Here is a 13,258-nt window from a genome sequence, read left to right on the forward strand (position 1 = left end):
ATCGAAATATCTGATCCTTACGTAAAGCATTGCTAGCATTAATATTTAGTGGAATTAAAAATGGAATTAAATAATTTAGCCGTAATTAAAATTAAAAATTTACGTTTACGTACATTTATTGGCATTAATGAAGATGAAATAAACAATAAACAAGATGTAATTGTTAACGCTAAAATTCATTACAGCGCAGTAGCCGCAGTCACCACAGACAATATGGATAACGCGTTAAATTACCGTACTATTACAAAAAAAATTATTGCGTTAGTTGAACAGCAACGTTTTTCATTACTTGAAAAACTCACTGCCGATGTTCTAGCCATTGCTTCTGAGCACCCTTCAGTGCGCTACGCCGAAGTTGAAATTGATAAACCTTATGCGCTTCGCTTTGCCGATTCAGTATCACTGACACTCTCCGTAAACAAATAAGCTCTATACTACAGCTTAGGTAAACGTCTATTTAAGGCAACGGGGCTAACATGCACATATTACTGACCGGTGGCAGTGGCTTAATTGGTAGCCATTTGGTGAAACAATGGCAAGGCGTACATAAGCTTACTGTACTAAGTCGTTCGCCTGAAAAAACAGCAAGTCAACTGGGTAGCAATATCATCGTCGTGTCTAGTTTATCTAATATCAACCTCAACCAGGTTGATGCAGTAATAAATTTAGCCGGCGAACCTATTGTTGGTAAACGTTGGTCAGAGCGACAAAAGAAAGTGTTATGTGATAGCCGCTGGCATGGCACTGCGCTGCTTGTCTCTGCCATAAAGGCCGCGAGTACGCCTCCGAAAATATTGATTAGTGGCTCGGCCATTGGTATCTACGGTGCCCAAGACGCGCAGCTTATTACTGAAGACTATACCCATTACCATAATGATTTTGCTCATCAGCTATGCCAACAATGGGAAGCCCTCGCTCTAGAGGCTGAAAGTCCAGCGACGCGCGTTTGTATACTGCGCACCGGTATAGTATTAGCAAAACACGGTGGCGCATTGAAGAAAATGCTATTGCCATTTCAATTAGGCCTTGGTGGACCAATTAGCAGTGGCGAGCAATATATGTCGTGGATCCATATCAATGATATGGTAAGACTGATTGATTTTATGTTAAACCACCCTACCTTACAGGGTATATTTAATGCGACAGCCCCTACACCAGTAACCAACGTCCAGTTCAGTAAAACCTTAGCTAAAGTGTTACATAGGCCCGCGTTATTGCCTATGCCTGCATTTATGCTGCAGTTGATATTCGGCGAAATGGCAGAGTTATTATTAACTGGCCAGCGCGTAATACCGAGCAACCTAAGCAAGGCCGGTTATGAATTTCAGTTTTCTGAACTAGAACCGGCACTATGCGCGTTACTAAGATAAACTGTTTAGACTTAACCTTGTAATACCCGACGTATTAACTGGGCACTCGGGATACGTAATAAGCGTTTTAACTGCCACCAGCCCAATGCTGTTACCAATACCACACCTAACATTGGCCCTATCCACCATAAATTATAGTGTAAGTTAAAGGGCAAATTAAACACCCGTTGTTGCAGAACAAACAACATTATTTCGGCCAATATTGTGGCAAACAGCCCAGCCATTGCACCCAAGAACACGAACTCTAGCACTAACGCGTTACGTAAAAATATATAACGCGCCCCCAGAGTACGTAATATTGCTAGCTCTTGTTCGCGTTGTTCTAACGTTGCCTGTACCTGAGCCACTAAAACCAATGCTGCAGCCAAACCGATAATAAGCAATATAAAGCTAAGCGCTATGGTTACTTGGCCAATAATGCTATTTACCTGAGCAATAATACTATCTACGCTGATCACTGTTACTGTAGGTAATAGGCGTACAAGCTGATTAAGTAACACACTTTGCTCTGGCGCCAGATAAAATGCATTGATATAAGTTGCTGGGAAATTTGCCAACAAATCAGGGCTTAAAATCATATAGAAGTTTGGCTGCAAGCTATTCCAGTCAACTTTTCTAATGCTGCTTACGTTTGCACTAAGTTCTTGACCACCAATAGAGAACGCGAGTGTATCGCCCAGTTTTATCGCCAGCCTTTGTGCAACCTCCGCCTCAACAGATACTTCGGCTTTAGCTTGCACGGCAAACCAGTGCCCAATGGTTAGCTCATTATTTTGTGGTAAATCAGATAACCACGTTAAATTAAGTTCTCTACCAATACCAACACGCTGCGCCGAACGATCGTCTTTAGTAACCTCCTGTTGTACCTGTTCATTATTGATAGCCGTTAAGCGACCACGAACAACCGGATAATACTGTCCAAGCTTTAATTGATGCTGCTTAGCAAAACTATTAAGCGTATCACGCTGCGCCTCGGTTATATTAACTAAAAAATGATTAGGTGCGCCTACAGGGATTTGCTTCTGCCACTGTTCAATCAATTCTGAACGCAAAAAATATAGCGATAATGCTAAAAATATCGCCAAGCTAAAGGTGATTAACTGAAAACTATTCGCCCATAAACGCCGTCTTAAATTTGCCATTGCTAGCTTGCGCGCGCTGCTCTGCCCTGCAGCAACCGGTTTAACAAATTTAACTAACACCGCCGCAAAAACCATAAGTACCGCAGCGAATACGGCACAAATCACAAACAAACCAATACTGAGTACCAATTCGCCACTAAATAGCCACATTAATGCCCATATTGCGGCCGCACCTACAACCCACTGCACAACATCAAAGCCTAAGCTAAGCGACGGCTGTTTTAATACATCTATCGCCGCTGTACTAGCTAAGCGCCACATAGGCCTTGCTGCAAATAATAGTGCGCAAATAACGCCGGTTAAACAACCTAACCATAATGGCCGCCAGCTAAACTCAGCGTGATAATCATTTAGGTAATATTTTATTCCCCAATGCGCAGCGTCAATGGCTAGCTGCCCCGCTATCACACCTGTTACTAAACTAAATAAGATAACCAAAAATAAATGGCTACCATAAAGTAGGCGTACTTGCTGAGTTGTTGCGCCTAAGGCTTTAATTACTGCCACCGCTTGGGTATTGCGCTGGCTATAACGCGTTGCTGCAACTGCTGCGGCACACGCGGCTAAAATAATGCCGAGCAACCCAGCCAACAATAAAAAGCGCTCTGCGCGCTCTAATGCGCTGCCAATAGCCGATTCGTTATCAAGCTTTTGCCAACGCTGATGCGAACTAAGCTGCGGTGCTATTGCTGATTCAAACTTAGCTAAGTTCGTTGCATTACCAGCGAACAAGTAACGATAGGTAATTCGGCTACCTGGTTGAACAATTTGTGTCGCAGCCACGTCATCGATGTGCATTAAGACGCGCGGTGCCCCGCCAAATACACTTAACGGCGCATCAGGTTCATTCGCTATAACACCACCGACCGTTAACTTAGCCATGCCCAATTCAATCTGATCACCCACTGATAGTTTAAGCAGATCAAACAAGCGCATTTCTAAGTACACGTCACCTTTATTAAGCGATACTGTTTTACCTTCAGCTATTCGAGAGGCGCGCTTCAATAACAACTCGCCCCGCAACGGATAGCTATTATCAACCGCTTTTATTGTCACCAGCTGCATGATATCAGCGGCAAATAACATTGAATCAAATTGCATTTGTCGCGCAGTTTGCACCTTTAAATTTTCAGCTTGGGCAAAAATAGCCTGATCAAATGGCTGACTAGAACGCAATACACTGTCGGCCGCGGAAAACTGTGCACTTCGCTGCATAAGTGCGCTTTTTACCCCTGTGGTAATGCCGCTTAAGCTAACGACTGAGCCAACAGCTAAAAAGAGTGCAAATGCAATAACCCAAAGCTCACCGCGGCGTAGCTCGCGCCAAAATAAACGCCAAGCAATTTTAGCCAACATGTTGTGACCCTTGCATATCCGTTTCAATAAAACGTCCAGCTTGCATTTTATATTGCCGCTGGCAACGCGCAGCTAAATCATTATTATGTGTTACTAGCACCAATGTAGTGCCCTGCTCGGCATTAAGTTTAAACAGTAAGTCTTCTATTTTTAGCCCTGTAGCCGCGTCTAAGTTTGCCGACGGCTCGTCAGCAAAAAGCACATCAGGTTTAGTGATAAAGGCTCTTGCTATCGCAACTCGCTGCTGCTCGCCACCCGAAAGTTGAGCAGGAAAAAAGTCGGCTCGCTCGGCTAAGCCAACTTGCTGCAGCAGTATCAACCCTCGCGCCTTTGCATCTTTAATGCCTGCAAGCTCAGCCGGTAGTGTAATATTTTCTAGTGCGGTTAGGCTGGGCAATAATAAAAATGATTGAAATACAAAACCGACATGCGCTGCTCGCACCCCGGCTCGCTCGTCTTCAGACAGTAAATGTAACGGATATTCAGCCAAAAACACTTCACCTTGGCTTGGCACGTCTAAACCAGCTAACAAACTAAGTAACGTTGATTTACCCGAACCAGAAGCGCCAACAATAGCAACCGACTCACCACGATTGATCAACAAACTGATATCATGCAGTATGGTTAATGAACCGTCAGCAACTTTGACACTCTTAGTCAGTCCAGTCGCTTTAATATGAATTTCAGGTGCTATTATCATGCGTATTATCTTCTTTCTCGTTTTGGGTTTATTTAGTCAAGGCGCTATTGCACAAAAACTGCTGATCCTTGGCGACAGTTTAAGTGCTGCATACGGCATGCAACAACAGCAAGGTTGGCCACAGTTATTACAAAGTAATACTGACTGGCAATTAGTTAACACAAGTATTAGTGGCGAAACAACGGCGGGAGGTTTAGCTCGCCTACCAGCGCTGCTTAAACTACATCAACCCGACGTAGTACTAATTGAACTTGGTGGTAATGATGGTTTGCGTGGTTTTACTATTGATTCCATTCAAACAAATTTAAGCAAAATCATTACAGTTACGAAGCAGCATAAAGCTACGCCAGTATTAATGCAAATACGCATACCACCTAACTATGGACCACGTTATGGTCAACTATTTAGTGATATTTATCCACAGTTAGCAGAAAAACATAAACTTATGTTATGGCCGTTTTTTATGGATAATATTGCCGTTGATAATACATTGATGCAAGAAGACGGAATTCATCCGAATAGCAAAGCACAACCGCTAATTAGCGATTTTGTTGGAAAGTTATTATTGGATTTGAAAACAGAATAACAGTGGGATGTGTTTTTAATTAACTAATCAAACTTAATTACTGCGCTAGTGACGCTAATGGCGTCCCCTAGGGGATTCGAACCCCTGTTACCGCCGTGAAAGGGCGGTGTCCTAGGCCTCTAGACGAAGGGGACACAGTAGATAAAGCGCTGAATGAGATGAATTGGCGTCCCCTAGGGGATTCGAACCCCTGTTACCGCCGTGAAAGGGCGGTGTCCTAGGCCTCTAGACGAAGGGGACGCTGTGACATTCATTCAAAAAAGTGTGCAGATTTATTGGCGTCCCCTAGGGGATTCGAACCCCTGTTACCGCCGTGAAAGGGCGGTGTCCTAGGCCTCTAGACGAAGGGGACGCACTGTAAAATCTTGGTGGAGCTAAGCGGGATCGAACCGCTGACCTCTTGCATGCCATGCAAGCGCTCTCCCAGCTGAGCTATAGCCCCACACTTTTATATTCATAACTAATTACATTAGTGCTGAACACGGGGCGCATTCTAGGGTGCCACTCAAAATGTGTCAACAGTTTTTTCTCCGTCACTGTTTGTTCGCACGTTTTTTAAACGCAAAGATTATATTGTCAGCAAAAAATTCAAAAACAGCTGTTTTCTAGTGGCTTAGCTAGCTAAAAATTAAGGTATTGCCTCGACCAGAATAAAAAACTCAACCATGATAAGATAGCATATCTCGTGTTAAGGTCAGTTTTTGTATAAAATAGCACTGCCCTACCAGCCTAAATTTGTAAGCTAGCTATTATTAAAGGATTATCAGTAATGTACGAGAAGTACTACGGACTAAAGGACCGGCCATTTCAGCTCACTCCGCACCCTAATTGGTTTTATGCTAGTAAGTTGCATAAACGTGCGCTCGCCTACCTGCAGTACGGTTTATCGCAAGGTGAAGGTTTTATCGTTATTACCGGCGATGTAGGCACCGGTAAAACTACCATTGCTAACCAATTAGTCAGTCAGCTAAATCAAGATGAGATAATAGCCAAGCAAATTGTAACCTCAAAGTTAGAACCCGATGATCTGATTAGAATGATTGCATCCAGTTTTAATCTAGCTGTAACCGAGCACACCAAAGCAAATTACTTAGACGCGATATACAATTATCTAAAGCGCTTACACTCGCAACACCGACGCGCGCTGCTACTGGTAGATGAAGCTCAGAATCTACCTTTAGACTCTATTGAGGAGCTGCGCATGCTGTCTAACTTTCAATTTAACGGCAAACCGTTACTACAAAGTTTTCTATTAGGCCAAAATGAGTTAAATGCTGTTATCCAGGCTCCTAATATGGAACAATTTAGACAACGTATTATTGCTTCATCAAATTTATCAGCGTTACAAGCAGATGATACTAAAGCCTATATAGAGTATCGCTTAGTTCAAGCGGGCGGCGACAGTTCTATAATCCAAGAAAATTGCTACCCGTTAATTCACCAGCAAAGCCGGGGTATTCCAAGAAAAATTCATACCTTAATGGACCGAGTATTACTATATGGTTACTTAGAAGATAAACGTCAATTAACGATGAGTGATGTGCAGTTAGTTATAGATGAAATAAACCAAGAAGTTGCCAACCTAAGTCCCAATGTCAAACCGGTTGAACAGCACGTAGATCACTATCAAAATAGTATTTCTGCTGATTTAAACAAAGCAATTGAAGATAAATTGAAATTGTTAAAAGAGATGGATGAACTACTGAATAAACAATATAAGGCATTACAACAGCCTGATAATAAACATCAATAATCAGGCTGCTGTTTATTTTCTTATAGACTAAAAACGGTAATCGTAGCTTAACCACACTCGGTTTTCTTGCAAATCAAACTGTGTTTGATTTGAGCTACGCTTTACCCGTCTAACATTAAGCGACACATCTGAATGGTCATTAAGTTTCACTTCAGTGCCAGCGGTTAATTGTATGTTCTTATCAGTACGCTGCTCTAAAGAGTACTCCAACTCGTAAACATTAACAGCAGCGGAAAACGTTATTAAAGGAGACAAACGCCACTTACCATTAAATGACACTGCTTTGGTTTTGTTTAACCTACTGCTTTCGACATATTCATCTTCAGAACGAACAATGTTCAGAGATAATGCTAATCGATCTTTGTCATAGGCTAAATTAAAAGAACCACCTTTGCGCAACACAACATTTTCAGTAATTTCCACATCCGTTCTAACAAAGTTTTGTAAAACTTCACCTGGAGCTAACTGATAGTTCGCAGTGGGCGGTAAAAAGCAGCCTGTGATACTGCTAGAGGCGCCGGAACAGACGAATAAACCTAAATCAGTAAACTGCCGGTCTAAGCCATTGTTCACAGTCACACGTTCATTGTAACTAAGTTTGGCCGACAGGTGCTGTAATCGATAACTGCCTGACACCTCAACAGAACGGCCGTAGTAACGCCTGTCTAATATAACTTGTATGGATGAACGTCGAGTTGGTGCTATCAACATATCAAGCGCCCAATAGTTATCGTTGGTCTCTTCAAGTTGCTGTTGCGAGTAACGATTATAAGTAGCATTAATATATGACACTTTACCAAAACGATATTCAAGACCCGTACCTACCGACCTAAACTCATTAGTATAGTTTGTGGCAATGTCGTTAGTTTCAAACCTAGCTCTATTCACCCAAGCTAAATTATGAAACATAGGCACGCCTACAATTACATCTGCATTTTTAGACGTTAAGCTAGTGCCAATATCTCTCACGCTTTGCGAATATGCACTGTTAATTAGCCAATAAAATTCATTAGTACGCTGTCGCTTACCAAGAGAAAACGACGCAGCATAAAGCTCATTATCAAAATTGCCTAACACATCATCGTTTTCAGGCGCTTTAGAGTTAACCTGGCTAGCTGTTAGGCTTAGTGAAGACTGAATTTCCTTATGGGGTGCTGAGCGCAAAAGTAATGAGGTTCTTAAATTTTGAGTTTTGCTTAAATCAGCATAACCAGTTATCTCGTCGGCAAAGATACCGCGTTGTGAATTTCGTACTCGATAATCTTTATTTGCACTGACACTCCAAACTACTCGTTTATCCCAAGCGGATAAACGAGTATCAAAATTTATATAATCGAGTGATTTGTCAGTGCGTTGCTTATCATCGTAAAATATATTTTTTTGCTGCCAACCGAAAATAGATACTAAGTTTTTGCTATCGTAAAGTAGCGCAATATCAGGCGTTAGTACCGCTGCCGCGCCCTTATCCCAAGCATCATTAGACTCTTTCTTTAACTGGTAAGCATAAGTATCAAGCAGCAAGCTTGGTTTTAACTGCCAATCACCGGCGGTAGCACTAGCGCTTACCAGACCGAACGTTATCAATAGAGATAACGTCGATATCCGATATTTAGGCACCACCATAATAGTACCCATATCCATAGTCTCCTGCTTGAGCACGATGAGCCTTGTTAATCACAAAACCTACAGCTATTTCAGGTGGGATTAGCGCTATTGATTGTTCAATTTCAGATAATTTAGATTTATTTTCTTCAACCACAATAATAGCTTGCCCGCACATGGTGGCGACTACGGCCGTTTCATTGACGCCAAGAAGTGGTGGTGCATCAAATATTACTATTCGATCTTTATAACGCGTAGCAAACTCGTTAGCTAATTCAGCCATTTTTTGGCTTGCTAACAGCTCTGTTGATAAGTGATGAGCCCTACCCGCCGATATTATTTTTAAACGCTCAACGTTTGTAGATAAAATAATGTCCTGCACATCTATGTTGTCTGATGACAAATAATCGGTAAGGCCAAGGTTGCTCTCAAAACCTAATGTTTTAGACACCTGAGGTCTTAACACGTCAGCATCAACTAGCAGTACCGTTTTGTCTTGTTCAAGCGCAATACTCAACGCAAGATTAATCGAAGTAAAGGTTTTCCCTTCACCCGGCCTTGAGCTACTGACTAAGATTAAATTAGGGTGTTTCAGTGAGCGGCTTATCGGGCCAAACGCATTACTGATCAACTTACGTTTGATAACACTAAATTCTTCATTGATTACCCGACGTTTCGCTGATAAAGACACAAAATGGCGCTGTTCTAAATCGGCTAAATCTAACTCGATGCAAGTAGAATGTGTGCTTGTGGGTTCGACAGCACCCTGTGTCGCAGAACTAGTATGCTTTTTATAGTCTGCATGTAATGGCGGCTCTATGCTTTCAGCGCTCACTACTTTTTTAAGTGGTGTTGTCGACGAGTCTTTGTTTAATAGCTGCTTATCTACTGCTTTTTCTATAATGCTCACTTAAAGACCCTCGATATGGTTTCTGCTGTACCACCAAAAAATAACTCGCTGACCATTATCATTGCGTAGATTGCAACTAAGGTTCCCGTTAGCAACATAAAATAGATAAAGTGCACGCGCATATTGCGAACTAACTGTGGCTTATTGGTATGTGAAACAAAACCGAATACTGGAATTTCTGATATCGTTTTCAACTGTGAAACAGAGATTAACGTGGGCGAAATTTGGCTACGGATAAAAGCTACCATAATACCTAAACCACAACCTATTAATAACACTAAGCTATACAGCATTAAGCGTTTAGGTCCTGATGGTGCAATAGGTACACGTGGCGGGTCTATCACCCTAAATTGTACATCCTGCTCTGACACATCCGCTTTTCTTGCTAACTCAGCAGCTTCTCTGCGCGTGAGTAATGCTTCATACTGCGCCCTATTTATCTCATAATCTCGATTTAAACCCGTAAATTCAGCCTCAATTTGTGGTATTTGGCTAAGCTTACTTTCAAATTCCGCGACCTTTTGCGTATAAGCATCAACCTTAACTTTCGCCGAAGCGGCTTGCGATTCCAACGCCGAAATATTCAACTTAAGTTGTTGTACATACTCGTTAGCAGTACCAATATTTTGCTCACCTGCTGCAAGTTCCGCTAACATGTCTGCGCGTTGTTGCTTTAAAAAGCCCAGTAGTCTTTTACTTTCAACTACATCAGGATGATTTTCGGTAAACTTAATAAGTAAGTTATCTAAGCTGGTATTGAGCGCGGCGATGCGTTCGTCAAATGGCGTAACAAAATCAATTGGAACGGCATTATTACCGTTCTTAGAGGCAGGGTCTAACCGAGTACGAGCTAGCTGCAACTGAGTTTCTAACTGTTTTAACTCTAAGGTTGCTGCTTCTAAATTTTGCTTTTCAACACCTAGCCGAACGTAGTAATTGCTTTCAGCACTCGGCATCATAAACATCTTATTCTTCTTGAATTCGGATAGTTTGCGCTCTGCTTCAATTAAACGTGTTTCATACTCAGCAATTTGCTCGCTTAAAAACTTTTCCGCGCCTTTAGAATCGGCTCTTGACGTACCTAAACGGTTCTCAACAAAGGTATTTAACGTCGCTTGCACTACTTTTAATGCGAGCTGAGGTGAACGGTTGTGATAACTAATAACATAAATATTTTCGCGACCAGATGACGAAATTTTAATGTTTTCGGTTAACGTATCGATCAGTTTTTCATATTGCTTATCGTTCACCGCTTCAATATCTAAATCGGTTTCTCGTGCAATTTTCTTTAAATTAGGTCGGCTCAGTAACGTTCTGGCTAGAAGTTTAATTTCTTGATCGGGATTGTTTCTGATCGCAATCCCTTTAAGAAGGGGTTCAAGCATAGTTTGTGTTTCTACATACAACTTTGACTCAGCTTGATAAACAGGCGGAAGCTGATGCACGATATACCAACCTAAAATACACGCTAGCCATGCCGTTATTAATGCATAGCGTCGATGTATCCATATACCACGAATATAGGTTGTAACTTGCTCAATGGCTTCGTTGAGTTGTCTCATTTGTCACTCCATGACGGTACTACTAAATTTGCAATTATTTAAAACCAAGCTTCAGGAATAATAACGACATCACCAGGTAAAATATCAACGTTGGCGCCAATGTTACCATCTCGAATCAGATCATCTAGTCGCAGATTATAAGTCAGTTGAGTTCCATTTGATACACGCACTAGTTTTGCCGAATTACCATCAGCAAACTCAGTTAGACCACCTACGGCAATCATTAAATCTAATAACGTCATATATTCTCTATAACTAATCGCCTGTGGATTAGCTGCAGCGCCTATTACCCGAATTTGCTCACTGTAAGGGCCAACAAAACTATTCACCGATACGGTTACTACGGGATCGCGAATATATTTACTTAATATGTTTTCCATTTCACGCGCTAGTTGCGTTGGCGTTTTCCCACTTACTGGCACATCCTCTACTAACGAGGTAGAAATTTTACCATCTGGGCGTACAATAAAGCTTCCAGATAGCTCAGGATTACGCCAAACAAAAATACTAACATTGTCATTTGGGCCTATAAGATACTGGTAATTATTGACTGAGGTAGTCAAAGAACTCTGCACTGTGGCTTTGGGCAGGTAAACCGCACTACAACCGGCCAACAATACAAATAAAAACAGCACTACGCCGTTTTTGGTTAATTTTGCTAATTCCATAATAATGCTCATCCTTTTGCAAACGCATTCTGGTCTAACGCATATATTCGCGCTTTTACGGTGTAGATTGCAAATTAATTTTACATTTCGTTCTACAAAAGTTACATAAACTAGGTTAAGCTATATACAGATGGGTAGAACAAACTATGTAATAGCCTAATTGCAATGGATGCACAAGGATGTGGTCAAAATGAATGCTAGTCGCTATGGAAGGAAGTCTATTGCTGACAAACTTTTTTTATTGGGTGAGCTGTCCCTGCTCTGCCTATCTAGCTGGTTAGCTAGCACTTTAACTAACATCAACAATACCGCCGTTCCGCTCGAAATTCGCTTACTAAACGTTGTTATTTTTGCTGCAGCAGTAATGTTGTGCGCGTTGTCTGTTGGCTTATATGACCACAAACTCCGTGAAGGCAGCAAAGGTATTGTGAAAAGAGTAGTTATCACGCTAGTGTTTAGCGCAATTCTACTTGAGCTAATTATATTTCAGTTATTTTCGTCAATTCATATCAGTAGCTTGTATCTACTTTGGGCATCACTGTTTGCTGCAGCATCAATATCAGGGTTTAGAGCACTCTGCCATTACCAAGATATTAATCGTTTGAGCCGACGCAGAGTATTGATATTAGGTGCAGGTGAACGCGCATCCATTATTGAGCGCAGAATGCGGCGTAACGTTGACCGCCGCGATTTCGAAATCATGGGTTATGTTCGTATCGAAGGTGATAAAGATGCGGCCATACTGCCACACCGTCAGCTGAATGTTGACTACACTAATGACTTATTTAAATTCGTTATGGATAACGAAGTAGACCAGCTTGTTATTGCCTGTGACGAACGTAGAAACAAATTACCAATCGAAGATTTGTTTAAGTGTAAAACCCGTGGCGTTGACATTATTGAAATATTAGATTTCATTGAGAACGAAACTGGGCAAATTGCAGTTAACCTAATTTACCCAAGCTGGGTTATTCATTCTAATGGCTTAATGCTTAATAACGGTTTTAAAACCAGCTTAGGTTATGTGCTAAACGTAGTGTTAGCGATACTTCTATTAGCCGTAACTTGGCCGCTTATGCTGTTAACCGCATTATTAATTTATCTTGAAGATGGCCGCAAAACTGGCGCGTCGGTGTTCTATAAGCAGTTACGGGTTGGTATTGACGGTACTCCATTTTACATTCTGAAGTTTCGCAGTATGAAACCCGATGCAGAGAAAAATGGCGCGCAGTGGGCATCCACAAATGATAACCGCGTAACTCGTGTTGGACAGTTTATTCGTAAATACCGCATTGATGAACTACCGCAGTTACTTAACGTGCTAAAAGGTGAAATGGGTTTTGTTGGCCCGCGCCCTGAGCGGCCTGAATTTGTAGTGCAGCTAGCTAAAGACATTCCCTACTACAATAATCGCCATAACGTGAAGCCTGGTTTAACAGGTTGGGCACAGCTTAAATACCCTTATGGTGCGACGGCTGAAGATGCACAAGAAAAACTTAAATTTGATTTGTACTATATTAAGCATCGCAGTTTGACGCTAGATTTAGTTATCTTGATTAGAACCGTTGAAATTGTATTGTTTGGTCGAGGCCGTTAAGCGACCGTTATT

The 13,258-nt window shown here is 41.7% G+C and carries 11 protein-coding genes and 4 tRNA genes; 5 read left to right on the forward strand and 10 right to left on the reverse strand.

Going from position 1 to position 13,258, the window contains the following annotated elements:
• Window positions 1–60 precede the first annotated feature (60 nt).
• Together folX and E0Z06_RS08715 are read left to right on the forward strand one after the other, a co-directional pair.
• Window positions 61–426 carry a dihydroneopterin triphosphate 2'-epimerase gene (folX, locus tag E0Z06_RS08710; RefSeq protein ID WP_132583799.1) on the forward strand — a complete coding sequence of 122 codons (366 nt, stop codon included), beginning with the start codon at window positions 61–63 and terminating at the stop codon, window positions 424–426.
• A 50-nt stretch (window positions 427–476) separates the two neighbouring features.
• Window positions 477–1,370, forward strand: a complete 894-nt coding sequence (locus tag E0Z06_RS08715; protein ID WP_132583801.1) for a TIGR01777 family oxidoreductase — start codon at window positions 477–479, stop codon at window positions 1,368–1,370.
• A gap of 11 nt (window positions 1,371–1,381) precedes the next feature.
• Here the strand turns inward: E0Z06_RS08715 and E0Z06_RS08720 are convergent, their stop codons facing one another.
• Together E0Z06_RS08720 and E0Z06_RS08725 are read right to left on the reverse strand one after the other, a co-directional pair.
• The gene (locus E0Z06_RS08720; RefSeq protein WP_132583803.1) at window positions 1,382–3,868 is read right to left on the reverse strand and encodes an FtsX-like permease family protein; all 2,487 of its coding nucleotides are present in this window, start codon (window positions 3,866–3,868) and stop codon (window positions 1,382–1,384) included.
• Window positions 3,858–4,568 carry an ABC transporter ATP-binding protein gene (locus tag E0Z06_RS08725; protein WP_132583805.1) on the reverse strand — a complete coding sequence of 237 codons (711 nt, stop codon included), beginning with the start codon at window positions 4,566–4,568 and terminating at the stop codon, window positions 3,858–3,860. The genes E0Z06_RS08720 and E0Z06_RS08725 overlap by 11 nt, the downstream gene beginning before the upstream one ends.
• Here E0Z06_RS08725 and E0Z06_RS08730 point away from each other — a divergent pair.
• Window positions 4,567–5,154 carry an arylesterase gene (locus E0Z06_RS08730; protein ID WP_132583807.1) on the forward strand — a complete coding sequence of 196 codons (588 nt, stop codon included), beginning with the start codon at window positions 4,567–4,569 and terminating at the stop codon, window positions 5,152–5,154. The genes E0Z06_RS08725 and E0Z06_RS08730 overlap by 2 nt on opposite strands.
• Before the next feature lie 58 nt (window positions 5,155–5,212).
• On the opposite strand, the gene E0Z06_RS08735 is transcribed toward E0Z06_RS08730, so the two are convergent.
• The 4 genes from E0Z06_RS08735 to E0Z06_RS08750 form a co-directional block, all read right to left on the reverse strand.
• Window positions 5,213–5,288: transfer RNA gene (locus E0Z06_RS08735), tRNA-Glu, on the reverse strand.
• 30 nt (window positions 5,289–5,318) lie between these two features.
• Window positions 5,319–5,394 (reverse strand) — tRNA-Glu (locus E0Z06_RS08740).
• A 36-nt stretch (window positions 5,395–5,430) separates the two neighbouring features.
• Window positions 5,431–5,506: transfer RNA gene (locus E0Z06_RS08745), tRNA-Glu, on the reverse strand.
• Between the two features lie 14 nt (window positions 5,507–5,520).
• Window positions 5,521–5,596, reverse strand: a tRNA-Ala gene (locus E0Z06_RS08750).
• A 327-nt stretch (window positions 5,597–5,923) separates the two neighbouring features.
• Between E0Z06_RS08750 and E0Z06_RS08755 the strand changes: the two genes are divergently transcribed.
• Complete coding sequence (locus E0Z06_RS08755; RefSeq protein ID WP_132583809.1) at window positions 5,924–6,907, forward strand: AAA family ATPase; 984 nt, start codon at window positions 5,924–5,926, stop codon at window positions 6,905–6,907.
• A 27-nt stretch (window positions 6,908–6,934) separates the two neighbouring features.
• Here E0Z06_RS08755 and E0Z06_RS08760 read toward each other — a convergent pair whose 3' ends face one another.
• The 4 genes from E0Z06_RS08760 to E0Z06_RS08775 are packed head-to-tail and all read right to left on the reverse strand — an operon-like array spanning window position 6,935 to window position 11,661.
• Window positions 6,935–8,548, reverse strand: a complete 1,614-nt coding sequence (locus tag E0Z06_RS08760) for an outer membrane beta-barrel protein (RefSeq protein WP_132583811.1) — start codon at window positions 8,546–8,548, stop codon at window positions 6,935–6,937.
• The gene (locus tag E0Z06_RS08765; protein ID WP_132583813.1) at window positions 8,517–9,419 is read right to left on the reverse strand and encodes an XrtA-associated tyrosine autokinase; all 903 of its coding nucleotides are present in this window, start codon (window positions 9,417–9,419) and stop codon (window positions 8,517–8,519) included. The genes E0Z06_RS08760 and E0Z06_RS08765 overlap by 32 nt, the downstream gene beginning before the upstream one ends.
• Window positions 9,416–10,981 carry an XrtA system polysaccharide chain length determinant gene (locus tag E0Z06_RS08770; RefSeq protein WP_132583815.1) on the reverse strand — a complete coding sequence of 522 codons (1,566 nt, stop codon included), beginning with the start codon at window positions 10,979–10,981 and terminating at the stop codon, window positions 9,416–9,418. Before E0Z06_RS08770 ends, E0Z06_RS08765 begins: the two co-directional genes overlap by 4 nt.
• Window positions 10,982–11,019: 38 nt before the next feature.
• Window positions 11,020–11,661: an XrtA/PEP-CTERM system exopolysaccharide export protein gene (locus tag E0Z06_RS08775; RefSeq protein WP_207903057.1), complete on the reverse strand. Its 642-nt coding sequence runs from the start codon at window positions 11,659–11,661 to the stop codon at window positions 11,020–11,022.
• Between the two features lie 178 nt (window positions 11,662–11,839).
• Between E0Z06_RS08775 and E0Z06_RS08780 the strand changes: the two genes are divergently transcribed.
• Window positions 11,840–13,246 (forward strand): TIGR03013 family XrtA/PEP-CTERM system glycosyltransferase, encoded by a 1,407-nt coding sequence (locus E0Z06_RS08780; RefSeq protein ID WP_132583819.1) that lies wholly within the window; start codon window positions 11,840–11,842, stop codon window positions 13,244–13,246.
• Window positions 13,247–13,258: the final 12 nt, after the last annotated feature.

Origin of the sequence: Rheinheimera sp. D18, assembly GCF_004345025.1 — a bacterium.
Classification (GTDB): domain Bacteria; phylum Pseudomonadota; class Gammaproteobacteria; order Enterobacterales; family Alteromonadaceae; genus Alishewanella; species Alishewanella metallidurans.